Annotated in this window: 15 protein-coding genes; 6 read left to right on the forward strand and 9 right to left on the reverse strand. The window is 75.3% G+C overall.

What is annotated here, in order from left to right; all coding sequences use genetic code 11:
• The first annotated feature begins 10 nt into the window (after positions 1 to 10).
• A complete protein-coding gene (locus BJ989_RS12420) occupies positions 11 to 4,918 on the forward strand; it encodes an Lhr family helicase (RefSeq protein WP_179518466.1) in 4,908 nt (1,635 codons plus the stop codon).
• Between the two features lies 1 nt (position 4,919).
• Positions 4,920 to 5,717, forward strand: a complete 798-nt coding sequence (locus BJ989_RS12425) for an Fpg/Nei family DNA glycosylase (protein ID WP_179518467.1) — start codon at positions 4,920 to 4,922, stop codon at positions 5,715 to 5,717.
• A gap of 67 nt (positions 5,718 to 5,784) precedes the next feature.
• Here BJ989_RS12425 and BJ989_RS12430 read toward each other — a convergent pair whose 3' ends face one another.
• From BJ989_RS12430 to BJ989_RS12450, 5 genes are all read right to left on the reverse strand, one after another.
• A complete protein-coding gene (locus tag BJ989_RS12430) occupies positions 5,785 to 9,570 on the reverse strand; it encodes a reprolysin-like metallopeptidase (protein ID WP_218848808.1) in 3,786 nt (1,261 codons plus the stop codon).
• Positions 9,571 to 9,726: 156 nt separating this feature from the next.
• Complete coding sequence (locus BJ989_RS12435; RefSeq protein WP_179518468.1) at positions 9,727 to 10,752, reverse strand: glycosyl hydrolase; 1,026 nt, start codon at positions 10,750 to 10,752, stop codon at positions 9,727 to 9,729.
• 165 nt (positions 10,753 to 10,917) lie between these two features.
• On the reverse strand, positions 10,918 to 12,435 hold the full coding sequence (locus BJ989_RS12440) for an RNA polymerase sigma factor (protein WP_343049325.1): 1,518 nt from the start codon (positions 12,433 to 12,435) through the stop codon (positions 10,918 to 10,920).
• A gap of 99 nt (positions 12,436 to 12,534) precedes the next feature.
• Positions 12,535 to 13,125 carry an HhH-GPD-type base excision DNA repair protein gene (locus tag BJ989_RS12445; RefSeq protein WP_179518469.1) on the reverse strand — a complete coding sequence of 197 codons (591 nt, stop codon included), beginning with the start codon at positions 13,123 to 13,125 and terminating at the stop codon, positions 12,535 to 12,537.
• Positions 13,126 to 13,173: 48 nt separating this feature from the next.
• Positions 13,174 to 13,578: a universal stress protein gene (locus BJ989_RS12450; RefSeq protein ID WP_179518470.1), complete on the reverse strand. Its 405-nt coding sequence runs from the start codon at positions 13,576 to 13,578 to the stop codon at positions 13,174 to 13,176.
• Positions 13,579 to 13,803: 225 nt separating this feature from the next.
• Here BJ989_RS12450 and BJ989_RS12455 point away from each other — a divergent pair, with 225 nt between their 5' ends.
• Positions 13,804 to 14,289, forward strand: a complete 486-nt coding sequence (locus tag BJ989_RS12455; protein ID WP_179518471.1) for a hypothetical protein — start codon at positions 13,804 to 13,806, stop codon at positions 14,287 to 14,289.
• 57 nt (positions 14,290 to 14,346) lie between these two features.
• Here BJ989_RS12455 and BJ989_RS12460 read toward each other — a convergent pair whose 3' ends face one another.
• Entirely contained in the window at positions 14,347 to 15,825 is a 1,479-nt protein-coding gene (locus BJ989_RS12460; protein WP_179518472.1) for a glutamate-cysteine ligase family protein, read from the reverse strand.
• Between the two features lie 88 nt (positions 15,826 to 15,913).
• A complete protein-coding gene (locus BJ989_RS12465) occupies positions 15,914 to 16,987 on the reverse strand; it encodes a DUF4192 domain-containing protein (RefSeq protein WP_179518473.1) in 1,074 nt (357 codons plus the stop codon).
• A gap of 113 nt (positions 16,988 to 17,100) precedes the next feature.
• On the opposite strand from BJ989_RS12465, the gene BJ989_RS12470 reads away from it, so the two are divergent.
• From BJ989_RS12470 to BJ989_RS12480, 3 genes are all read left to right on the forward strand, one after another.
• Positions 17,101 to 18,465: a DNA polymerase IV gene (locus tag BJ989_RS12470; RefSeq protein WP_179518474.1), complete on the forward strand. Its 1,365-nt coding sequence runs from the start codon at positions 17,101 to 17,103 to the stop codon at positions 18,463 to 18,465.
• Entirely contained in the window at positions 18,462 to 20,669 is a 2,208-nt protein-coding gene (locus BJ989_RS12475; protein ID WP_179518475.1) for a S9 family peptidase, read from the forward strand. Before BJ989_RS12470 ends, BJ989_RS12475 begins: the two co-directional genes overlap by 4 nt.
• Positions 20,670 to 20,822: 153 nt before the next feature.
• Positions 20,823 to 21,845, forward strand: coding sequence for a sigma-70 family RNA polymerase sigma factor (locus BJ989_RS12480; protein ID WP_246283440.1), 1,023 nt, complete (start codon positions 20,823 to 20,825; stop codon positions 21,843 to 21,845).
• A gap of 31 nt (positions 21,846 to 21,876) precedes the next feature.
• Here BJ989_RS12480 and BJ989_RS12485 read toward each other — a convergent pair whose 3' ends face one another.
• Together BJ989_RS12485 and coaE are read right to left on the reverse strand one after the other, a co-directional pair.
• Positions 21,877 to 23,226: a glycoside hydrolase family 3 N-terminal domain-containing protein gene (locus BJ989_RS12485; RefSeq protein WP_179518476.1), complete on the reverse strand. Its 1,350-nt coding sequence runs from the start codon at positions 23,224 to 23,226 to the stop codon at positions 21,877 to 21,879.
• A 46-nt stretch (positions 23,227 to 23,272) separates the two neighbouring features.
• Positions 23,273 to 23,869, reverse strand: coding sequence for a dephospho-CoA kinase (coaE, locus tag BJ989_RS12490; RefSeq protein ID WP_179518477.1), 597 nt, complete (start codon positions 23,867 to 23,869; stop codon positions 23,273 to 23,275).
• Positions 23,870 to 23,877: the final 8 nt, after the last annotated feature.

Below are 23,877 nucleotides of genomic sequence, written 5' to 3' on the forward strand. Positions count from 1 at the left end.
GGATGGTGGGGTGACCACGGCCGCGACCTCCTCGGTGCTCGAGCGCTTCAGCACGCCCACGCGCACCTGGTTCGAGGCCGCCTTCGCCGCACCCACCCCGGCCCAGGCCGGGGCGTGGGAGGCGATCGGCGCGGGGCGCCACGCGCTGGTCGTGGCGCCCACCGGGTCGGGCAAGACCCTGTCGGCCTTCCTGTGGTCGCTCGACCAGCTGCTGACCACGGAGCGCCCGGAGGACCGCACCACCCGGTGCCGGGTCCTCTACGTCTCCCCCCTGAAGGCGCTGGCGGTCGACGTCGAGCGCAACCTGCGCGCCCCGCTGGCCGGCATCCGCCACACCGCGGCCAGGCTCGGCACCCGGGTGCCGGAGGTGCGGGTGGGGCTGCGCTCGGGTGACACCTCCGCGGCCGACCGCCGCAAGCTGGTGACCGACCCGCCCGACATCGTCATCACGACGCCCGAGTCGCTCTTCCTCATGCTCACCTCGCAGGCGCGCGAGTCGCTGCGGGGCGTGCAGACCGTGATCCTCGACGAGGTGCACGCCGTCGCCGGCACCAAGCGCGGCGCCCACCTCGCCGTGACCCTCGAGCGTCTCGACGCCCTGCTCGAGCGGCCCGCCCAGCGCATCGGGCTGTCGGCGACCGTGCGGCCGCTCGAGGAGGTCGCCCGGTTCCTGGGCGGCAGCGCACCGGTCGAGGTCGTGGCGCCACCGTCCGCCAAGGAGTGGGACCTCCGCGTGGTCGTCCCCGTCGAGGACATGACCGCCCCCGAGGCCTACGACGACAGCCGGCTCCCCCGCGGCGGGCCGGCCTCGGGCAACGGCGTGCAGCGGTTCAAGGGTGGGCCCCCGCCGCAGGCCGGCGACCCCGTCGAGCCGGGCGACGCTGCTGCGGCCGACGTGGCACCCGACGACGACGACCCGTTCGCCGACCTCTTCGGCGGCACGGTCGCGCAACCGGTCGGCGACCCCAGCCGCGCGCAGTCGCTGTGGCCGCACATCGAGGAGAGCGTCGTCGACCTCGTCGAGCAGCACCGCTCGACCATCGTCTTCGCCAACTCGCGCCGCCTCGCCGAGCGGCTGACGGCCCGCCTCAACGAGATCGCCACCGAGCGGGCCGAGGCGGCCGCGCCCGACGCCGCCCCGGAGCAGCCCGGCAGCCGCTGGCGCCTGGAGCAGCGACCGCCCGCCGAGGTCGCCGGCCAGTCCGGCAGCACCCGGGGCGGCGGGGCGGACGCCGGCCCTGGTCCCCACGACGGGGGGCCGGGCGCGGTCGTCATCGCCAAGGCCCACCACGGCTCGGTGTCGAAGGAGCAGCGCGCACTCATCGAGGACGACCTCAAGCGGGGGCGGCTGCCCTGCGTGGTGGCCACCAGCAGCCTCGAGCTCGGCATCGACATGGGCGCCGTCGACCTGGTCGTGCAGATCGAGTCGCCGCCGTCGGTCGCGAGCGCCCTGCAGCGCGTGGGCCGCGCCGGCCACCAGGTCGGCGAGGTCTCGCGCGGGGTGCTCTTCCCCAAGCACCGCGGCGACCTCGCCCAGACCGCGGTGGCGGTCGAGCGCATGCTCACCGGTGCCATCGAATCGCTGCGGGTGCCCACCAACCCGCTCGACGTGCTCGCCCAGCAGGTCGTCGCGGCGACCGCGCTCGACGAGTGGGACGTCGAGGAGCTCTACGCCCTGGTCCGGCGCAGCGCGGCCTTCACGTCCCTGCCGCGCTCGGCCTACGACGCCACCCTCGACCTGCTCTCCGGCCGCTACCCCTCCGACGAGTTCGCCGAGCTGCGACCGCGGGTCGTGTGGGACCGGGTCGCCGGCACGCTGACCGCCCGCCCCGGCGCCCAGCGCCTCGCCGTCACCAGCGGCGGCACGATCCCCGACCGCGGCCTCTTCGGGGTCTTCCTCGCCGGCGGGGAGGGGCCCGGCCGCCGCGTCGGCGAGCTCGACGAGGAGATGGTCTACGAGTCGCGGGTCGGCGACGTCTTCGCGCTGGGCGCGACCAGCTGGCGCATCGAGGACATCACCCACGACCGGGTCCTCGTCACGCCGGCGCCCGGCATCCCCGGCCGGCTGCCCTTCTGGCGCGGCGACAGCCTCGGCCGTCCCGCCGAGCTCGGCGAGGCCGTCGGCGCCCTGGTGCGCGAGCTGGGCGCGCTGCCCCAGGAGCGCGCCGAGGCCCAGGTGGCGCAGCGCGGGCTCGACGACTTCGCCGCCGGCAACCTGGTGGCCTACCTCCGCGAGCAGCAGGAGGCCACCTCGGCGCTGCCCACCGACCGCACCGTGCTGGTCGAGCGGTTCCGCGACGAGCTCGGCGACTGGCGCCTCGTCGTGCACTCGCCCTACGGCACACCGGTGCACGCACCCTGGGCCCTGGCCATCAACGCCCGCATGCGCGAGCGCTACGGCATCGACGGGCAGGCGGTGGCCTCCGACGACGGCATCGTCATCCGGGTCCCCGACACCGACGCGGAGCCGCCGACGGGTGAGGTCGTGGTCTTCGAGCCCGACGAGGTCGAGGACCTCGTCACCTCGGAGGTCGGTGGCTCCTCGCTGTTCGCCTCCCGCTTCCGCGAGTGCGCCGCACGGGCGCTGCTGCTTCCCCGCCGCGACCCGGGTCGTCGCTCCCCGCTGTGGCAGCAGCGGCAGCGGGCCGCGCAGCTGCTCGAGGTCGCCTCGAAGTACCCCTCCTTCCCGATCGTGCTCGAGGCGGTCCGCGAGTGCCTGCAGGACGTCTACGACCTGCCCTCGCTGGTGGGCCTGATGCGCCGTCTCGAGCGGCGCGAGGTCACCGTCACCGACGTCGAGACCACCACGCCCTCGCCCTTCGCGCGCAGCCTGCTCTTCGGCTACGTCGCGCAGTTCGTCTACGAGGGCGACTCCCCCATCGCCGAGCGGCGCGCCGCCGCGCTCGCGCTCGACCAGGGCCTGCTCGCCGAGCTGCTGGGGCGCGCCGAGCTGCGCGAGCTGCTCGACCCCGACGTGCTGGCCGAGGTCGAGGCCGAGCTGCAGCGCCTCGCCGAGGACCGGCGGGCCCGCGACACCGAGGGCGTGGCCGACCTCGTGCGCCAGGTGGGGCCGCTCAGCGTCGACGAGGTCGACGCCCGCACCACCGACGCCGTCGACGCGCTGGCCTCGCTCACCGAGCTGGCGCGCGCTCGCCGCGTCGTCGCGGTGCGCATGGGCGGCGAGGAGCGCTGGGCCGCGGTCGAGGACGTCGGCCGGCTGCGCGACGGCCTCGGCGTCCCGGTCCCGCCCGGCACCCCCGACGCCTTCACCGACCCCGTCGACGACCCGATCGCCGACCTCGTCTCCCGCTACGCCCGCACCCACGGGCCCTTCACCACCGACGACGTCGCCGCGCGGCTCGGTCTCGGTGCCGCCGTCGTGCGGCACACGCTGCAGCGGCTCGGTGGCCAGGGCCGAGTCCTCGAGGGCGAGTTCCGCCCCAGCGGCTCCGGGCAGGAGTGGTGCGACGCCGAGGTGCTGCGGCGGCTGCGGCGACGTTCCCTGGCCCGGCTCCGCAAGGAGGTGGAGCCGGTCGAGCCGACCGCCCTCGGGCGGTTCGCCACCGCGTGGCAGCACGTGCGCCCCGCGCGCGGCGGGCTGCGCGGCGTCGACGGTGTGCTGACGGTGCTCGACCAGCTCGCCGGTTGTCCGGTGCCCGCCTCAGCGCTGGAGTCGCTGGTGCTGCCGGCGCGGGTGCGCGACTACACCCCGGCCTACCTCGACGAGCTGACCGCGTCGGGCGAGGTCGTCTGGTCGGGCCACGGCACCCTGCCCGGTCAGGACGGCTGGGTCTCCCTGCACCTCGCCGACACCAGTCCGCTCACCCTGCCGGTGCCCGAGCCGCTCGAGGGAGAGCTGGGCGGCGACCTCCACCGCGCCGTGGTCGCCGCGCTCGAGCCCGGCGGAGCCTGGTTCTTCCGTCAGCTCGCCGACGCGGTCGGCGCCACCGACGACAAGGCGCTCGCGGCCGTCCTCTGGGACCTCGTCTGGGCCGGTCACCTGAGCAACGACACCCTGACGCCGCTGCGGGCGCTGCTGCGCGGCGGGGGCACGGCCCACCGCACGAGGCGGCCACCGCCCCGCGCCCGCACCGGCGGAGCCGCGCTGCGCGGCGCCGGGCTGCGCGGCGGCGGAGCCCGGGCGCGCATGCCCTCCCGCAGCGGCCCGCCCGAGACCGGCGGCCGCTGGGCGCTGCTGCCCGAGGTCGAGACCGACCCGACCCGGCGTGCCCACGCCGCCGCCGAGGGCCTCCTCGAGCGGCACGGGGTCGTGACGCGGGGCGCGGTCGTCAGCGAGCGGGTCCCCGGCGGCTTCGCCGCCGTCTACAAGGTCCTCAGCCGGCTCGAGGAGACCGGGCGGTGCCGTCGCGGCTACTTCGTCGAGGGCCTGGGCGCCGCCCAGTTCGGCACCAGCGGCGCCGTCGACCGCCTGCGCACCTACGCCGAGCTCGCCCCCGACGCCGAGCCGGTCGCCGTCGCGCTCGCGGCGACCGACCCGGCCAACCCCTACGGCGCCGCCCTGCCGTGGCCCGAGCGCGACGACGTGGGCGAGGCCTCGAGCAGCGCTCCGGGCAGCTCCTCCGGCAGCTCCCCCGGCGGCGCCGGGGCCGCGGGCACCCGCCACCGCCCCGGCCGCAAGGCCGGCGCCCTGGTGGTGCTGGTCGACGGCCGCCTGACGCTCTACGTCGAGCGCGGCGGGCGCACCCTGCTCACCTGGACCGACGACGCGGCGCGCCTCACCGCGGCGGCCCGCGCCCTGGCCGAGGCCGCGCAGGAGGGCGCGCTGGGACGGCTGACGGTCGAGAAGGCCGACGGCGCCGCGATCCTCGGGGCCCACGACACCCCGCTGCGCGCCGCACTCGACGCGGCCGGCTTCGTCGCCACCCCGCAGGGCCTGCGGCTGCGGTCGCGGAGCTGACGTGCCGGAGGGCGACACCGTCTGGCGCACGGCCCGGGCGCTGCACCGCGCCCTGACCGGTCACGTGCTGGTGCGCGCCGAGCTGCGGGTGCCGCAGCACGCGACCGCCGACCTGGTCGGCGCGACCGTCACCGGCACCCACGCGCGCGGCAAGCACCTCGTGACGCGGCTCGAGCGCCCCGGTGCCGAGCAGTGGACCCTCCACACCCACCTCAAGATGGAGGGCAGCTGGCACCTCTACCCGACCGGCGGGCGGTGGCGACGCCCTGACCACCAGGTGCGCGCGGTGCTGGGCACCGCCGACACCACCGCGGTCGGCTTCTCCCTCGGGGTGGTCGAGCTCGTGCCTCGCAGCGCGGAGGCCGACCTCGTCGCCCACCTCGGGCCCGACCTGCTCGGTCCCGACTGGGACGAGGACGAGGCGCTGCGCCGGCTGCGCGCCGAGCCGGCGCGCACCCTCGCCGACGCCCTGCTCGACCAGCGGGTCCTCGCCGGCATCGGCAACATGTACCTCGCCGAGCTCTGCTTCGTCACCGGGCACCACCCCGAGGCCACCGTGGCGTCCGTCGCCGACCTGCCCCGGCTGGTGCGCACGGCGCGTCGCATGCTCGCCCTCGGCACCCGCCACGCCGTGCAGGCGACGACCGGCGACCAACGCCCGGGGCAGCAGACGTGGGTCTACCGGCGCGACGGCGAGCCGTGCCGCCGCTGCGGCACGACGGTCCAGGTGGCGATGCGCGGGCCGCTGGGCCGCGAGCGGGCGTCGTACTGGTGCCCCCGCTGCCAGCCCGGCCCCTGACGGGGCCGGTGCGCCAGGAGCGGGAGGGCGGACCCGCCCGGCCAGGTGGCCGGGCGGGTCCGGTCGCTCAGCCGCGGAAGACCGCGAGCCCGTCGACGCGCACGGTCCGACCCGACGTCGTGCGGAGGGTGAGCCGCCCGCTGACCGGGGCGGCGACGTCGGGCAGGACCCGCACCACCCGGGTGCGGGCGGGCCCGGCCAGGCTGACGCGACCCAGGGTCCGACCGCCCAGCTGCACCAGCACGGTGCCGTAGCCGCGTCCGGTGGAGACCACGACGCCGATGCGGCTGACGCCGCGCACCCCGAGCGAGAGCGCCGCGCCGCGCTGCGAGGTCTGCAGCAGCGTCTCGCGGAAGCTGCGCTCCGAGCCGAGCGGGCGCCAGGCGCCACGGCGCTGCAGCTGCCGGTCGTCGAAGGCGACCGCGAAGCGGCGGGAGGCCGGGGAGCGGTCGACGTTGCCGGCAGCGTCGCGGGCCGCGACGGTGAAGGTGTGCTGACCCGCGCGCAGGCCGCGCAGCACCACAGACCCACGGCCGCACGCCACCTGGCGCCCGTCGAGACGGCAGGTGAACGACGCGGTCTCGTCCGCGGTGTAGCGGAAGCGGACCGTGCCGGCGGCCAGCAGCGCCCGGTCGGCCGGCCCACCGCTCACCCGCGTCTGGGGTGCCCGGTCGTCGGCCGCGGCGACGCTCACCCGCGCGTCGTCGGCGCGGTCGTCGCGGGCGTGCGCGCCGTCGAGGACGAGCCCGACCACGGTGGTCGCGGTGAGGACGGCGTCGCAGGACGCGGTGCCCGAGGCCGCCGAGCCCTCGACGTCGACCGGGCCGCAGAGCGCCTCGCCGGTGGCGCGGTCGACGAAGGTCAGCTCCGACTGCTCCACGTCCCCGGGGGTGGTGTCGCCGCTGTCGGCGACGGTGGCGCTGAGCCGCACGGTGCCGGGCGCCGCCTGCGTGGGGCCGGTGTAGTCCAGCACGGCGGCCTCGGGGCGCACCGCGACCGGCACCCGCACGACGGCGGCGGCACCGCTCGGCTCGCTGACGGCGACGGTGGCCGTGCGGTCCCCGGGCAGCGCACGGACCGCCCCGCGCAGCTCGAAGGTGGCGACCGCGGGACGCTGGCCGTCGGGTGTCGCGCTCGTGCGCACCGCCTCGAGGCCGGCCACGCCGGCCACCACGGCCGACAGCTGGTCGGCGTCGACCTCGCCGCTGCGCGCGGTCACGACCACGGGGTTGTCGAGCTCGTCGCTGAACGCCGCTGCCGAGGTGGCCCGGTCGCTCGTGGCGGTCAGCGGCGCGGTGATGGAGAGTGCCGCGTCGTTGACGTCGAAGAAGTAGTTGTCGACGGCCTCGATCTTGAGGCGGGCCTGGTCGGTGATGACGTCGGGCCACACGATCTGCTCGCGGCCGTCGTTGGCCGTCGGACCGGCGAGCACGTGCGGGTAGGTCACGCCCCCGTCCTCGGAGAGCACGATGCGCACCTGGGGCGCCAGGCCGGCGGCCGCCGTGCCCGCGACGCTCCACGTGACGGTCTCGAGCGCGCCCGCCCGCCGCACCGACCCGGGGGTCGCCTGCGAGGTGACGAGGAAGGGGCCGGCGGCCGTGTCGAGCGTGAGGGTCACGTCGTCGGCACCGGTGCCGCCACCGCCCGTGCGCTGGTCGCGCGCGGTCAGTCGGAAGTTGAGCTCGCCCCCGCCGCCGAGCAGCGGGTCGCCGGTGTAGGCCGCGGTCGGCAGGAACTCCGACCAGCACTCGACCGTCGCGGGCGGCACCGGTGCCTCGCCGTCGGCGGGCGGCGCGGGGCAGGTGCCGGTGGCGGCGTTGGTGTTGCCCGCGAGCACCTGGGCCAGGTCGGGGAAGGTGCGGCTCGGCGAACGTCCGGCGACGTTCTGGCCGGGCGAGGGCGAGAGCAGCGCAGCCTCGTCGGTGACGTCGGCGGCGGTGCCGAAGACCCGGAAGAGCGGGCCGGAGGACTTGGCCGCGTCGTAGAGGGCGGTGCCGTCGGTCTCGTCGACGCCGACGTCGTTCTGCTCCCACAGGTAGACCAGGGCGTCGCCGTCGACGTCGGTGCCGCTGCCGGTGAGGGTGAAGGGGGTGCGCACCGGGATGGTCTTGTCCGCCGGGGCCGTGACGGCCGGGGCGCGGTTGCCGGTGGCGCTGACCGCGCCCTGGTTGGTGCCGGGGCCACCCTGCACCAGCACGCCCACGGCGGCGGACACCGGCTGACCACCCTCGTCCTGCACGCTCGCGACCGCGATCCGCGCGTGGTCGACGTCGTCGTTCCACGTCACGGTGAACCCGGCGTCGTCGGGGAAGGTCGCCCCGTCGAAGCCGGTCACCGTCACGCTCTCCCCGCCGGTGAGGGCCGAGATGCGCCGCTGCAGCTCGAGCGGGTTGTAGGTCGCCAGACCACGCTCGACCGTGGTGGTCCGCCCGCGGTAGGTCAGGTTGACCAGGTCGCCGTCGGTGTCGAAGCCGCGCAGCGTGACGGTCTGCTCCTCGGCGTAGCTCAGGGGCTCGGCGGTGACGTGCGTGTCGACCTCGTCGAGCGAGCGCTGCGAGAAGTACGGATCGGTGTGCGGCTGCAGGTCGTCGCGGTCGCAGATGCCGGCGTACGCCATGACCGACGAGCCGGAGCCCGGCTCGACGGAGGTGCCGGCGTTGCGGTTGGTCAGCGAGCAGTTGCCCTGGTTGCCGTCGAAGGTGTGGTTGCCGTTGAACTGGTGACCCATCTCGTGGGCGACGTAGTCGATGGCGAAGAAGTCGCCCTGCGGCTTCGGCAGGCCGGTGCAGCCGGCCGCCTTGCGGTCCTCGCCGACGACGCCGAGGCCGGCGATGCCGCCACCGTTGAGCCCGAGGGCGATGTGGCCGATGTCGTAGCGGTCGGCGCCGATCAGCTGCCCGAGCACGAAGGTGTTGCGGGTCAGCAGCCCGCTGCTGCAGCCCTCGAGCTGCGCCGGGGTGTAGCAGCCGTTGGCCCCGCACGGCCCGTCGGCCCCGGTGGCCTTCTCCACCGTGTCGAGGTTGAGCCTCTCGGTGCCGTCGACGAGCAGCATCCGGATGGCGAGGTCGTCGCGGTAGACCTGGTTGACGCGGTTCATCAGCGTCGCCTTCTCGGCGAGCACGTTCTGGGTGCCGAAGTAGGTCGCGTAGCTCGGGTCGGTCACGAGCGCGAGCCGGTAGGTGCGCAGCGGCACGGCCTCGCCCGGTCCCGGGCGCTGGGCGGCCCGCTCCCGCTCGCCCGGGCCGAGCTCGGGCAGCGGCGGCTGGAAGTCGAAGGGCAGCTCCGGGGCGGCGGAGTCCTCGCCGTGGTAGCTGACGTGCTCGACGGTGCCGCGCTCGTTGCGCACGGGGTCGACCAGCCACGACTCGTGGGCGCCGGCCTCGCGCACGCTCGCGTGGAAGCCCATGGGGGTGAGGTCGAGGGCCACGCTGAGGCGCGGGTCGTCGACGCCGGTGCCGGCGTAGGTGCGGATCTCCGGGTGGGCTGCGGCGAGCCGCGGCTCCATCACGGGCGTCTGCGTGACCGCGAAGCGCACGAGGTCGCCGTCGGGGTCGGGCACGAAGACCACCGCCGGGGCGGCACCGCGCCGGGCCTGCGCCGGGCTCGGCGCGGCGGACAGCTGCGCGCCGAGCGCGCCGAGGTCGACCGCGAACGCGCTGAAGTCGCTCGGCCGCACCCGCGCCTCGTCGCCCGCGGGCAGGACGAGGTCGGTCAGCGGCTCGAAGAGCGGACCCAGGGGGTCACCGGGTGCGGCGGTCGCGGCCGGGCCGCTCGGCAGGGCGCCGACCAGCGTGGCGGCGAGCAGGAGCGACGTGGCCGGGGCGACCAGGCGACGCAGGGAGGGGACGCGCATGCAGACCTCACGAGACGTGCGGCCGGGGCCGCGGGCGGGCCACCCTCTCGAGGGGGTGGTCGTCCCCCCAACGAGCCGACGGGCTCGGGGTCACGAACGGGTGTGGCTGGAGTGGCACACGGTCTGGTCGAGCGGCCCCCTCCCGAGGGCCTGCCGTCAGCGGTAGGTGCGCAGCGCGTCCTCGAAGGCCGAGCGGGAGGTGCCGGAGCTGGCGATGCGCCAGTCGGACTCCTTGTCGAACTCGAACCAGGTGAAGCCGCGCCAGTCCGGCACCTCCGCGAGCGTGGCGAACATGCCGTAGACCCAGGAGGCCTTGTCGCCACCGACCTCGGTCGAGCTCACCTCACCGACGTAGAACGGCTTGGCGGTGAAGGAGCGGATCTCCTGGTAGCCGGCGAAGAAGATGTCGGCGAAGCCGGTCCACCGGGTGCCGGGGAGCAGCGTCGACCAGTTGTAGCCGTCGAGCGCGACGTGCTCGACCAGCCCGTCACCGGGGTAGAGGCCCTTCAGCGCGGGGGTGCCGGGGAACGGCACGTTGGGCGACCACTTCCACATCACGTTGGTCACGCCCTGCTTGGTGAAGATGCCCCGCACGCGCTTCCAGGCCGCCACGTAGTCGCCGGCGCCGTTGCCGTTGACGCCCTCGGCCCAGGGGTACCAGTTGCCGTTCATCTCGTGGGCGAAGCGCAGCACGACCGGCCCGGCGTAGGCCTTGAGCTGCTTGGCCCACTTCGTCACGTAGGCGTCGAACGCGCCACCCGCGATCCGGTCGAGCGCGTACGCCGGCTGGTCGACGCCGTACGCCGGGTTCCACGGCTCCCACGTGACCTCGGGGGTCGCGCCGAGGGCGGCGACCCGCGCCGCGGCCTGCGCGGGGAAGTCGCCGCCGTCGGACCACGCGACGTACCACATCGCGAGGTTCGGCATGCGACCCGTCTGCGCCGCCACCTGCTCCAGCACCGAGGTGTCCCACGGCAGGCCCGGAGCCGCGACACCGAAGGCGCGACCGGGCAGCGAGACCGTCGTGGCGCTGCTCGGCGAGGTCGCGGTGGTCGTCGGTGCCTTCACGACGCGCCCCGTGGAGGAGGTCGGGCGGGCCGAGGCCGACCCGGGGGTCACGGCGACCACCGAGGCGGCGACGAGGACGGCGAGGGCGGCCGCGAGGTGGCGACGGATCTGCACGACTGCTCCTGGGGGGTCCGGGCCGCCCCCACCGGCGGCCGTGCCCTCATCATCGGCGATCTCCGGTCTTCCTTGAGGCATTCTTGAAGATCTGCCGCAGGTGTCCCTGGACGCACCGCGGCCCCCGCCGGAGCACCGGTCGGGGGCCGCGTGGCGCGTGACGCGTCAGTCGAGGTAGTCGCGCAGGACCTGGGAGCGCGAGGGGTGACGCAGCTTCGACATCGTCTTCGACTCGATCTGGCGGATCCGCTCCCGGGTCACGCCGTAGACCTTGCCGATCTCGTCGAGCGTCTTGGGCTGGCCGTCGGTCAGCCCGAACCGCATGGACACCACGCCCGCCTCGCGCTCGGACAGGGTGTCGAGGACCGCGTGCAGCTGCTCCTGCAGGAGCGTGAACGACACCGCGTCGGCCGGCACGATCGCCTCGGAGTCCTCGATGAGGTCACCGAACTCCGAGTCGCCGTCCTCGCCGAGCGGGGTGTGCAGCGAGATCGGCTCGCGGCCGTACTTCTGGACCTCGACGACCTTCTCGGGGGTCATGTCGAGCTCCTTGGCGAGCTCCTCCGGGGTGGGCTCGCGACCGAGGTCCTGCAGCATCTGCCGCTGCACGCGGGCGAGCTTGTTGATGACCTCGACCATGTGCACCGGGATGCGGATGGTGCGCGCCTGGTCGGCCATGGCGCGGGTGATCGCCTGGCGGATCCACCACGTGGCGTAGGTCGAGAACTTGTAGCCCTTGGTGTAGTCGAACTTCTCGACCGCGCGGATCAGGCCGAGGTTGCCCTCCTGGATCAGGTCGAGGAAGAGCATGCCGCGCCCGGTGTAGCGCTTGGCCAGCGAGACGACGAGGCGCAGGTTGGCCTCGAGCAGGTGGTTCTTCGCGCGGCGGCCGTCCTCGGCGATCCACTCGAGCTCCTCGAGCACCTTGGCCGTGATCTTGCCGCCCTTGGCGAGCTTCTCCTCGGCGAAGAGGCCGGCCTCGATGCGCTTGGCGAGCTCGACCTCCATCTCGGCGTTGAGGAGGGGGACCTTGCCGATCTGCTTGAGGTAGTCCTTGACCGGGTCGGCGGTCGCGCCGGCGACCATGACCTGCTGCTCGGGCTCGTCGGTGTCGTCGGCGGCGCTGACGACGAACGTGCCCTCCTTCTCGTCCTGCTTGATCGTCGGGTCGGTCGCGACGTCCTTCTCGAACTGCTCGTCGGGGATGTCGGGCAGGACCTTCTTGCCGTCGGGGCCCACCGCGGCGGGGGCGACGCCGTCGACCGGGACCGCGACCTCGACGGTGCCGTCGGGGGCCACACCGCTCGTCGGTGCCAGCGGCGCGAGCTCGTCGGCCGCGGCGGCGGACGCGGCAGCCTTCTTGGCCGGCGCCTTCTTCGCGGCGGCCTTCTTCGCGGGGGCGGCCTTCGCGGTCGTCTTGGCGGTCGTCGTGCGGCGCGTGCTCGTGGCCGCGACCGCCCGCCCGGTGCCGACCGGGATGTCGACCGAGATCCCGAGGCTGCTGAGGTGCCCCAGCAGCGCCTTGAGGTGCCGGGGCTCGATCGCCGCGTCCTCGCTGGCCTGGCGCACCTGGTCGGGCGTCAGGGTGCCCGTCGGGCCTCCCTGCGCGACCAGGGCGGCGACGGCCGGGTGCGCGAGCACCTCGGCGGGGAGCAGCTTGCGTGCGTTCGAGGACACGAACACCTCTCGTCAGCGACATGGGGGCGCGGCGAGGCCCGGATACGTCAAGGCCGCCCCCTCAGTGTGCCACGCCGGTGGGCGCGGCTCGACCACGGGGCGGCCTCAGGCGCGCGCTGCGTCGGCCCCCGGGCGCGCCGTCTTCGCGGCTGCCTTCGCCTGCTTCTTGTGCTCGCGCACCTTCTGCAGCGAGGCCTCGTCCACCACGTCGGCCACCGAGCGGTGGCCCTCGAGCGCGTAGTCGCCGACCACCTGCTCCCAGCCGTCGGGGCGCACGCCTCGCTGCTTGGCGAGGAGGGCCACGAAGATCTGCGCCTTCTGCCTGCCGAAGCCGGGCAGCGCCTGGACCCGGCGCAGCAGGTCACGGGCGTCGGCCGCCTCGGTCCACAACCGGCTGGCGTCACCGGCGTACTCGTCCTCGACGATGCGCGCCAGCTCCTGCAGGCGCGCGGCCATCGATCCGGGGAACCGGTGCACGGCCGGGGTCTCGGCGCACAGCGCGGCGAACTCCTCGGGGTCGGCCGCGGCGACGGCCGCGGGCTCGAACGAGCCGAGTCGTCCGAGCACCTTGTGCGGCCCTCGGAAGGCGTGCTCCATGGGGTACTGCTGGTCGAGCATCATCCCCGCGAGCAGGGCGAACGGGGACTCCTCGAGCACCCGGTCGGCGGCGGGGTCACCAGTGATCTGCAGGGCCATGCGCCCATCGTGCCGCACCTGCAGGAGCCGCCGCCCCCACCGGCTGGGTCAGTCGCCCGCCTTGACCGCCATCACGGGGCAGTGGGCGTCGAGCAGGATGCGCTGCGCGTTGCTGCCGAGTATGAGCTTGCCGACCGGCGAGCGGCGGCGCAGCCCGATGACGATGAGCTCGGCGTCGTTGGCCTCGGCGATGGAGATGAGGTCCTCGGCGGGCTCGAAACCGCGCACGAGCTGACGGACGTCGTAGTCGACCCCGGAGGCGTCGAGCACGGCGCGCGCCTTGCCCATCTCCTCCTCGGCCTGCGCCGCGGCGTCGCGGTCGAAGTCGCTGCCGCCGCGGTGGGAGTTGACCACCACCAGGCGGGTGCGGCGCAGCTGCGCCTCCGCGATGGCGCGCTGGAGGGCTGCCTCGCCCTCCGGCTTGGGGACGTACCCGACGACGACGGTGCCCATCGACCCTCCTGCTGCTCGGTCCGGAACGGTGGTGCTCACTGCTGACCGCTGGTGACCACTGCTGGCGACTGCTGACCAGCACCCGCACGCTGCGGTGCCGCCCGTGCCCCGGCCCGAGGCCGCGGGTCGGACGACGTGCTGGTGACGCTAGCCCATCGAGGGGCGCCGCGGGAGGCTTGTGGAGAGCCGCTCGCGCGGGCACGGTCGCCCGGGCAGGCTGCCCGCATGAGCAGGCCCATCCGCCCCGACCCGGCGCGCTGGCGCCAGGACGTGCTGCGCGCCGCGGTGCTCGACCTCGCGGGCCGCGGCCTGCCGACCGTCTTCACGCCGACGGTCTCGGTCGGTGACCCCCGGGGCCGGTGGTCGCGCGTCGCCGACCACGGCGCGGGGACCGGCGGGACCACCGGGCCCCGCGGCCACGCGCGGGCGGCGCCGGTCGTCCTCGACCACGCGCTGCGCTGCGACCTCGTCGCCATCATGCTGGGCCGCGCCCTGCCCGACGACGTCGCCTGCCCGGCACCGATCACCTGGTTGGCGCGACCCGCGGTGTGGGACGAGCCCGACTGCGAGCGGGCCTGGCTGGCCGCTGCGGACTGCGCCCACCGCGAGCTCGGGGTGCCGCTCACCTTCGTCGTCGTCACCCGCCAGGGGTGGCGCGACCCGCGCACCGGCGAGGAGCGCACCTGGCGCCGGCTCCGCGCGCGACGCTGACCACGGCCGGGATCGGCAACCCAGCACCTCGGCCTCCCCCCGGGCCCGAGGCCGGCCTCAGTCCCAGGTGTGCACCGGCTCGTTGGTGTGCATGCGGGTGCGGTACTCCCCGAGCGTGGCGCGCAGCGCGTCGCCGCGCGAGCCGGCGCCGGCCGCGTCCCCGACCCGCTCGTGGTAGCGGCGCGCGAACCAGGAGGCACCGTTGGTGCCCGTCAGGCAGCGCTGCTCGACGATCCCGAGGTAGCGGTCGCGCTCGTCGGCATCCACGCCCCACGCCTCGAGGCCCTCGTGGGCCAGCGGGAGCAGACGGCGCAGCACCAGCTCGGTGGCGCCCACCTGCCCCACGCCCGGCCAGTAGACGGTGGCGTCGATGCCGTGGCGGGCCGCGGCGTGGAAGTTCTCCTCGGCGGCGCTGAAGGACATCTGCGACCACAGGGGGCGCTCGTCCTCGGCGAGGCGCCGCACCAGGCCCCACCAGAACGCGCCGTTGGCGAGGGTGTCGACGACGGTGGGGCCCGCGGCGAGCACGCGGTTCTCGACGCGGAGGTGCGGGGTGCCGTGCGCGATGTCGTAGACGGGGCGGTTCCAGCGGTAGATGGTGCCGTTGTGCAGGCGCAGCTCGGCGAGGCTGGGCGTGCCGCCGTGCTCGAGGACCTCGATCGGGTCCTCGTCGTCTGTGACCGGCAGCAGGGCGGGGAAGTAGCGGACGTTCTCCTCGAACAGGTCGAAGACCGAGGTGATCCACCGCTCGCCGAACCACACCCGGGGTCGCACCCCCTGCACCTTCAGCTCCTCGCTGCGGGTGTCGGTGGCCTGCTCGAAGAGCGGGATGCGCGTCTCGCGCCAGAGCTCCTTGCCGAGGAGGAACGGCGAGTTCGCCCCGACGGCGAGCTGCACCGACGCGATCGCCTGGGCCGCGTTCCAGTAGGAGGCGAACTGGTCCGGCGAGGTCTGCACGTGCAGCTGCGTGCTGGTGCAGGCCGCCTCAGGCACGATCGAGTCGGCCGTGGTCTCGAGGCTCTCCTCCCCGGCGATCGCGATGACGATGTCCTCGCCGCGCGCGGCGAGGATCTGCCGGCTCAGCAGGTCGTAGCGAGGGTTGGGGGTGAGGCTGTCGCGGGTCAGGTGCCCCTCCCCCAGCGTCGGCAGGATGCCGACCATGACGAGGTGGGCGCCGACGGCGGCCGACTTCTCCTCCGCGTCGTTGAGGCTGCGGCGCAGCGACTCCTCGAAGCCGGACAGCCCCCGCGCCCGCAGCCGGGCCGGCTCGACGTTGATCTCGACGTTGAACTGGCCGAGCTCGGTCTGGAAGTCGGGGTCGGCGATCGCCTCGAGCGCCTCGGTGCCCTTGAGCGCGGGGTCCTCCGCATCGTCGACGAGGTTGAGCTCGACCTCGAGGCCGGTCATCGGGTCGTCGGTGTCGAAGCGCGCGTCGCGCAGCATCCGCGCGAAGACGTCGAGGCAGCGCCGCACCTTCTCGCGGTGGCGCGTGCGGTCGGCGCGGCTGAACTCCTGTGCCTCGACCTCTTCACCCATGGCCGCACAGTAGCCAGCGCGGGCCGCGGCGATGCGGTGCCGCCGGGGTGACCCCGACTCCGCCCCGACTCCGCCCCGGCCCGCGGGCTCAGGCCGCCTGCACGCAGCGCTCCCACACCTCGGGCGGCACGGCCCGCTCGAGCATCGAGGCAACGAGGTCGGCCAGGGTGGCGGCGGGGCCGCCCGCACCGCAGCGGTCGAGCGCGCACCAGGCCAGCGCGCCGTCGCCGGCCACCCACGCGCTCAGCGCCAGCAGCGTGGCGGCCGGTCCGCGCAGGTGGTCGGGCGCCCGGCGCACCAGGTCGCGCCACAGCGTGGTGTGGGCCTCGGCGGTGGCACGGGTCAGCAGCAGGCAGGCGACCTCGCGCAGCGCGGGCTCGCGCACGGCCAGCAGCAGCCGCGCCGCGGCGTCGTCGTCGAGCACCGGCCGCTCCGTCGGCGGCCGCATCGCGCCGCGCACCGCCTCCCCCACGAACGCGGCGTCGCGCTCTGCCGCCGTGGCGGCCCCGTCCGGCTCCCCCGGCTCCCCCGGGTCCCCCGGCCGTCCCGGTCCCGCCGCCGGCACCAGCCACGGCCGCGACCGAGCCGCCTCGGCGACCCGGGCGACCGCGGAGGGCTCCGGGTCCAGCGTCGCCGCGAGGGCGGCGCGGGAGGGGTGCGTCACACGTCCGTCGACGACGGCCTGCAGGCGCAGCGGGTGGTGCGCGACGTCGTACGCGCACCCCGCTCGCGGCGGGCCGCCGCCGGGCAGCGTCCACCACCGTCGACCGTCAGCGAGCACGACCCCGGGCACCACCGCGCCCGGAGCCCGCTCGGCCAGCGCGGCGAGCAGTGCGTCGACCACGACCCCGGCGAGCGCGGGTCGGGTCGAGTGGACCACCAGCACGACGCGGGGCACCGCGTGCCGGACCACGGGCTCGGTGATCGCCTCGACGAGCCGGTGCACCTCGTGGGCGTCGGGCGTGGCGGTGTCGGGCCCGTCGGGCAGGTCGACGCGGCCGTGGAAGCACCGTCCCTGGCGCACGCCACGTGTGTCGGGGAATCCGAGCAGCGTCACGGACTCCTCGGGCTCGAAGCCGAGCACGACCGGCACGAGGGCGAGCAGGTCCTCCGGTGAGCGGACGGTGTAGGTGGGCGCAGGGCTGGGGGTCGGTGTCGTCATGCCCGCACGCTGCCGCGCGCCGGGCACGGGTGGGCCCGGAGCGGCCCCGCCTGGGGACGGGCGGGCCTCGCCGCGGGCCTGTGGACGCGCCGTGGCCCGGGTACCGTGCGGCGGTGCGCGACACCGCCTCCGTGCTGCACCTCGACCTCGACGCGTTCTTCGCGGCGGTCGAGCAGCGCGACAAGCCGTCGCTGCGCGGCAAGCCGGTCGTCGTCGGCGGCACCGGCGGCCGCGGCGTGGTCGCCACCGCGTCCTACGAGGCGCGCCGCTTCGGCGTGCGCTCCGCGATGTCCACCCGCGAGGCGCGCTCGCGCTGCCCCCACGCCGCGTTCCTCTCCGGACGGTTCCCCGCCTACCGCGCCGCCAGCGAGCTCGTGATGGCCGAGCTCCGCGCGGTCAGCCCCCTGGTGGAACCGCTCTCGCTCGACGAGGCCTTCGTCGACCTGGCCGCCGCCGGCCTGCCCGACCTGACGCTGCCGACCGTCACGGAGGTCGCGCAGCGGCTGCGCGCCCGGGTCGCCGAGGTCACCGGCGGACTCACCGCCTCGGTCGGGCTGGCGAGCTCGAAGTTCGTCGCCAAGGTCGCCAGCGAGCTGGACAAGCCCGACGGCCTCACGGTCGTGCCGCCCGGCACCGAGCAGGAGCTGCTGCGCCCGATGCCGGCGCGCGTGATCCCGGGCGTGGGACCGCAGACCACCGAGCGATTGCGTCGCGCCGGCGTGCACACCGTCGCCGACCTCGAGGCGCTCTCCCTCGACGAGCTGGTGCGGCTGCTCGGCAAGGCCCACGGGCACGGTCTCCACGCCTTCGCCCGCGCCCAGGACGACCGCCCCGTCGTGGCGGAGCGGGAGGCCAAGTCGGTGAGCGTCGAGGGCACCTACGACACCGACCTGACCGACCGACGCCTGATGGAGGGCCTGCTGACCCGCCAGGCCGGGGAGGTGGCGACCCGGCTGCGCGCGCACGGGTTGTCGGGGCGCACGGTGACGATCAAGGTGCGCCTGCACGACTTCACCACCCTGAGCCGCTCCTCGACGCTGCCCTCCCCCACCGACGCCGCCGGCGTCGTCGCCCGCACCGCCCGCACCCTGCTCGCCGACCTCGACACCTCGGGCGGGGTGCGGCTGCTGGGCGTCGGTGTCTCCGGCCTCGCCGACTGGGTGCAGGAGGACCTCTTCGCCGACGACGCCGCGCTCGGCGACGAGGCCGCCGACGAGGTGGCGCCCGTCGACCTCGAGGCCGCCTTCCCCCGCCGGCGCACCTGGCCGCCGGGGGCCGACGTGGTCCACGAGGAGCACGGGCGCGGCTGGGTGTGGGGCTCGGGGCGCGGCGTCGTCACGGTGCGCTTCGAGACCGCGGCGTCGCCCTCCGGTCCGGTGCGCAGCTTCGCCGAGGACGATCCCGCCCTGCAGCGGTGGACGTCGACCGAGCCCGACCCCGGGGAGGTCACGACCCAGCCCCTATCGTCACCGACATGACGACCGGCCCCCAGCAGCCCCCCCGCGCCGAGGCGCGACCCGTCGAGGAGACCCACCACGGCCACGTGCGCGTCGACGACTACGACTGGCTGCGCGACAAGGGCTCCCCGGAGGTCACCGCCTACCTGGAGGCCGAGAACGCCTGGACCCAGGAGCGCACCGCCCACCTCGCCGGCCTGCGGCAGCGGATCTTCGAGGAGATCCGTTCGCGCACCCTCGAGACCGACCTCTCGGTGCCGACCCGCAACCGGGGCTGGTGGTACTACGGCCGCTCGTTCGAGGGCAAGGAGTACGGCGCGTCCTGCCGCGTGCCGGTCACTGACCCCGACGACTGGACCCCGCCGCGACCGGCCGCCGACTGCGCTCCCGACGAGCCGGCGCTGCCGGGCGAGCAGGTGCTGCTCGACCTCGACGCGCTCGCGCAGGGCCACGACTTCTTCTCCCTCGGCGGCTCCTCGATCACCGCCGACGGCGACCTGCTGGCCTACGCCGTCGACACCGTCGGCGACGAGCGCTACACCGTGCGGTTCAAGGACCTCACCACCGGCGGGCTGCTCGACGACGAGCTCACGGGCGTGCTCGGCGGCGTCACCTGGCACCCCTCCGGCACCGACTGCTACTACTCCACCGTCGACGAGACCTGGCGTCCCGACAAGGTGTGGCGCCACCGGCTCGGCACCGCGCAGGCCGACGACGAGCTCGTCTTCCACGAGACCGACGCGCGTTTCTGGAGCGGGCTCGGCCGCACGCGCAGCGACCGCTTCCTGGTCATCGCGAGCAGCTCCAAGACCACCACCGAGTACCGCTACCTCGACACCCACGAGGACCCCGCCACCGCCACCTGGCAGGTCTTCTGCGAGCGCCGCCAGGGCCTCGAGCACCACCTCGAGCACGCGGTGCTGGGCGGCGAGGACGTCTTCCTCGTGCTGCACAACGCCGCAGGCCCCGACCACGAGCTCGGCGTCGCGCCCCTCGCCCCCACCCCGCCCGAGCAGTGGCGCCCGCTCATCGCCCACGACCCAGCGGTGCGCCTCGAGGACGTCGATGCCTTCCGCACGCACCTCGTGGTGCACCAGCGCAGCGGCGGCCTCACCCAGCTGCGGGTGCTCGACCTCGACGAGACCGGCGTGTCCGACGACCACCTCGTGGAGTTCCCGGAGCCGCTGTACACGATCGGCTCGGGCTCGAACCCCTCCTTCGACCAGCCGACGGTCCGCCTGGGCTACACCACGATGGCCGTGCCCAGCTCGGTCTACGACTACGACGTGCGCACCCGGGAGCTGACGCTGCTGCGGCGCACCCCCGTGCTCGGCGGCTACGACCCGGCCGACTACGAGGAGCACCGGCTCTGGGCGACCGCCGACGACGGCACGCAGGTGCCGATCTCGGTGGTGTGCCGCCGCGGCGCCCGGGAGGACGAGACCATGGGCTCGCGGCCGGTCCCGCTGCTGCTCTACGGCTACGGCGCCTACGAGATGTCGATCGACCCCTACTTCTCCGTCGCCCGTCTCTCGCTGCTCGACCGTGGCGCGGCCTTCGCCATCGCCCACGTGCGCGGCGGCGGCGAGATGGGCCGGCGGTGGTACGACCAGGGCAAGCTGCTGGCGAAGACCAACACCTTCGACGACTTCACCGCCTGCGCCCGCCACCTCGTCGAGACCGGCTGGACCCGCCCCGAGCTGATGGTGGCCGAGGGCGGCAGCGCCGGCGGCCTGCTCGTGGGCGCGGTCGCCAACCGTGCGCCCGAGCTCTTCGGGGGCATCGTGGCCAACGTGCCGTTCGTCGACGCGCTCACCTCCATGCTCGACGCGTCGCTGCCGCTGACCGTCGGGGAGTACGAGGAGTGGGGCAACCCCGAGGCAGACCCCGAGGTCTACGAGGCGATGGCCGGCTACGCGCCGTACGACCAGGTGGGTGCGCAGGCCTACCCCCCGATCCTCGCCGAGACGTCCCTCAACGACACCCGCGTGCTGTACGTCGAGCCCGCGAAGTGGGTGGCCAAGCTGCGGGCCACGGACCCCACCGGCGGCGGTCGCCCCGACGTGCTGCTGCGCACCGAGATGGCGGCGGGCCACGGCGGCGTCTCCGGGCGCTACCAGGCCTGGCACGACCGGGCGTTCTCGCTCGCGTGGATCCTCGACCGGATGGGCCTGGCCGACGTCGACCCGGACCACCGGGGACCCGGCCTGCCGCAGGGGGACTGAGAAGTCCCTGAGAGTTCCGCCACGGCGGAATCTTCCCGGGCTGCGAGGCGTCGGAACAGTCAGACGCCACGACCCATCCGGGAAGCCTCCCGGCTGCGTATGCGTTGCAGACGATCGGGTACCCGCAGCGTACCCGCGAAGGAGGAGGGCTCCATGGCCACGAGCACGGCGACACGCACCGCCCCCACGTCCAGCACCCCGGCGCCCAGCACCGCGCCCAAGGTGCCCGCCCCCCGCGCGACCGGTGCCCGCGAGATCGAGGGGCGCGACAGCGTCGGCCTCTACCTCGACGAGATCGCGCGCAACCCGCTCCTCGACGCCGCCACCGAGGTGGAGCTGTCGAAGACCATCGAGGCGGGGCTCTACGCCGAGCACCTGCTGCGCGAGGGCCGCGTCGGCCGCCGCAAGGGCGGCGCCCCGATGACCGCCTCGCAGGAGGAGCTCGAGTGGCTCGCCGAGGAGGGCCGCAAGGCGGTGGACACCTTCATCACCGCCAACCTGCGCCTCGTCGTCTCGATCGCCCGCAAGTACGGCCGGGCGCAGATGCCGATGCTCGACCTGATCCAGGAGGGCAACACCGGCCTGATCCGCGCGGTCGAGAAGTTCGACTACGCCAAGGGCTACAAGTTCTCCACCTACGCCACCTGGTGGGTGCGCCAGGCCATCACCCGCGGCATCGCCCAGCAGGCCCGCGTGGTGCGGCTGCCCGTGCACGTCGTCGAAGAGCTCAACCAGGTCGGCGGTGCGCGCCGGACCCTGGAGCGGCAGCTCGGGCGCGAGCCCGAGCCGGCGGAGATCGCCGAGGAGCTCGGCATGGAGCTCGAGCGGGTGCTCGACCTCATCGCCTGGGGCCGCGAGCACGTCAGCCTCGACACCCCGGTCGACGAGGACGGCGACACCTCGCTGGGCGACCTGATGGCGCAGGAGACCGCCCCCGGTCCCGACGTCAACGTGCTCGACCACGAATCCCGCGACCGGCTCAACCTGCTGGTCTCGCGCCTCGACGAGCGCGCCGCCGACATCATCCGCTCGCGCTACGGCCTCGCCGACGGTCGCCAGCACAAGCTGGCCGACATCGGCGCCAAGCACGGCATCTCCGCCGAGCGGGTGCGTCAGCTCGAGCGCGAGGCCCTGCAGAAGCTGCGGGGCTTCGCCGACCCCGACCTCGCCGCCTGAGCGGACCGGTCGCGCAGCAGTCCGCGACCGCTCAGTACGCCGCCTCCTCCAGCGCCCGCGCAGCCTCGGCTGCGCGGGCGTCGGCGTCCTCGGGGACCGCGACCTCACCCGTCGTGCGCGCCAGCCACAGCTGCAGCGCGACGACGCGGGCCGCGGCCTCCTCCGCGCGCTCGCGCGGCACGGTGCCGTCCTCGATCGCGGCGGTGAGCGTGCCGACGGTGCGGCGCGTGTCGACCGGCATCAGCAGCAGGTCGGCACCCGCCGCGAGCGCGGCGACCGCCGGCTTCGGCACGGCGGCGACCGCGCCCATCCCGAGCGAGTCGGTCACGGCCACGCCCTCGAAGCCCAGGTCGTCGCGCAGCAGGTCGTAGACCTCGGGCGCGGTGCTCGACGGCACCCCGGGTGCGACGGCGCGGGTGTCGAGGTGACCGACCATGACGGCCGGCGCCCCGACCTCGACGGCACGGCGGAACGGCACGAGGTCGCGCGCCTGCAGCTCGGCCAGGCTGGCGTCGAGCAGCGGCAGCACCTCGTGGCTGTCGGCGGTGACGCTGCCGTGGCCCGGGAAGTGCTTGACGGTGGAGGCCAGCGCCGCGTCGCGGTAGCCGCGCAGCGCCGAGGCGACGGCCCGCGAGGCGACCTGCGGCTCCTCCGACGGCGACCGCGACCCGATGGTGGGGTCGGCCGCCCCCACGGTGACGTCGCCGACGGGTGCCCACACCCAGGTGAAGCCGAGGGCCCGCAGCTCGAGCGCCAACGCCTCCGCCGCGTCGCGCACGACGCGCTGGCCGGCGCGGCCGTCCGTCTCGACGACCGTGCCGGCGGTCGCGAAGGACGGGAAGTCGGTCGCGACGCCGTCGAGGTGCGAGACCACACCACCCTCCTGGTCGACCCCCAGCACCGGCGGCCAGGCCCGGCCGGTCGCGGCGTGGGCCTCGCCGACCGCTGCGGTGAGGGCGCGCACCTGGTCGGCGTCGACGACGTTCTCGGCCGTCACCGAGAGTCCGGCGAGGCCGAGGTCGCCGACGAGCGCGGCCGCCTCGGCGGGGTCGGTGCCGCGGTAGCGCCCGACCACCACCTGACCGGCCAGGCGGGCGGCGTCCCAGCCCGCCACCGTCTCCCGAGCCTGGGCCAGCTCGCCCTCGGTGGGGCCCCAGCCCGTCGGAGCGTCGGGGTCGGGCTCGGCGCCGGTGGCCTCGTCGGCCCCGTCGGCCCCGGTCGCGCGGTCCGAGGCGGGCGCCGCGGGGGACGACTCCGAGCGCGCCGGGGCCGCGTCGTCGGCGGCACCGCACCCGGCGAGGAGCGCAGAGGTCAGCAGGCCGGCGAGCGCGAGGGGGGCGAGCGGGGGGCGAGAGGGCGAGCGGCGCGGGGAGCGGAGCACCCCGCCACGCTAACCCGCGCGCACCAGCCGACCCGCGCCGAGGTGGTCAGGCGGGCAGCCGCCCCGCGAGGTCGGCGTGGACCTCGCGCACCCGGGCTGCCAGCGCCTCCCGGGTGCTGTCGTTGACGACGAGGTGGGTGGCGACCGCACGCCGCTGCTCGGGCGTCGCCTGGGCCGCGATCCGGGCCTCCGCGTCCTCGCGGGTCATGCCGCGGTCCTCCAGCATGCGCTGCACCTGCAGGTCGTGGGGCGCCTCGACCACGACGACGGCGTCGAAGGTCGCGGCCCGTCCCGACTCGACGAGCAGTGGCACGTCGTGGACCACGAGGTCGTCGGGGCCGGCCTCCGCCTCCAGCGCGACCACCCGCTCGAAGACCAGCGGGTGCACGATCGCCTCGAGGCGCCGGCGCTGCTCGGCGTCGGCGAAGACCAGCCGACCGACGGCCGGGCGGTCGAGCTCCCCCCCGGGGGTCAGGACCTCGTTGCCGAAGGCCGCCACCACGGCGGCGAGACCGGGCGTGCCGGCCGCGACCACCTCGCGGGCCAGCGCGTCGGCGTCGATGACGACGGCGCCCAGCTCGCGCAGCAGCGCCGACACCGTGCTCTTGCCCGAGGCGATCCCGCCGGTGAGTCCCACGCGCACGGGGTCAC

The organism is Nocardioides perillae, from assembly GCF_013409425.1.
Lineage (GTDB): Bacteria > Actinomycetota > Actinomycetes > Propionibacteriales > Nocardioidaceae > Nocardioides > Nocardioides perillae.

Bases quoted from the DNA above. Each gene is read 5' to 3' on its own strand.
- BJ989_RS12460 (WP_179518472.1), bottom strand. From the start codon at position 15,825: ATGGGTGAAGAGGTCGAGGCACAGGAGTTCAGCCGCGCCGACCGCACG.
- BJ989_RS12480 (WP_246283440.1), top strand. From the start codon at position 20,823: ATGGCCACGAGCACGGCGACACGCACCGCCCCCACGTCCAGCACCCCG.
- BJ989_RS12465 (WP_179518473.1), bottom strand. From the start codon at position 16,987: ATGACGACACCGACCCCCAGCCCTGCGCCCACCTACACCGTCCGCTCA.
- BJ989_RS12475 (WP_179518475.1), top strand. From the start codon at position 18,462: ATGACGACCGGCCCCCAGCAGCCCCCCCGCGCCGAGGCGCGACCCGTC.
- BJ989_RS12445 (WP_179518469.1), bottom strand. From the start codon at position 13,125: ATGGCCCTGCAGATCACTGGTGACCCCGCCGCCGACCGGGTGCTCGAG.
- BJ989_RS12455 (WP_179518471.1), top strand. From the start codon at position 13,804: ATGAGCAGGCCCATCCGCCCCGACCCGGCGCGCTGGCGCCAGGACGTG.
- BJ989_RS12450 (WP_179518470.1), bottom strand. From the start codon at position 13,578: ATGGGCACCGTCGTCGTCGGGTACGTCCCCAAGCCGGAGGGCGAGGCA.
- BJ989_RS12430 (WP_218848808.1), bottom strand. From the start codon at position 9,570: ATGCGCGTCCCCTCCCTGCGTCGCCTGGTCGCCCCGGCCACGTCGCTC.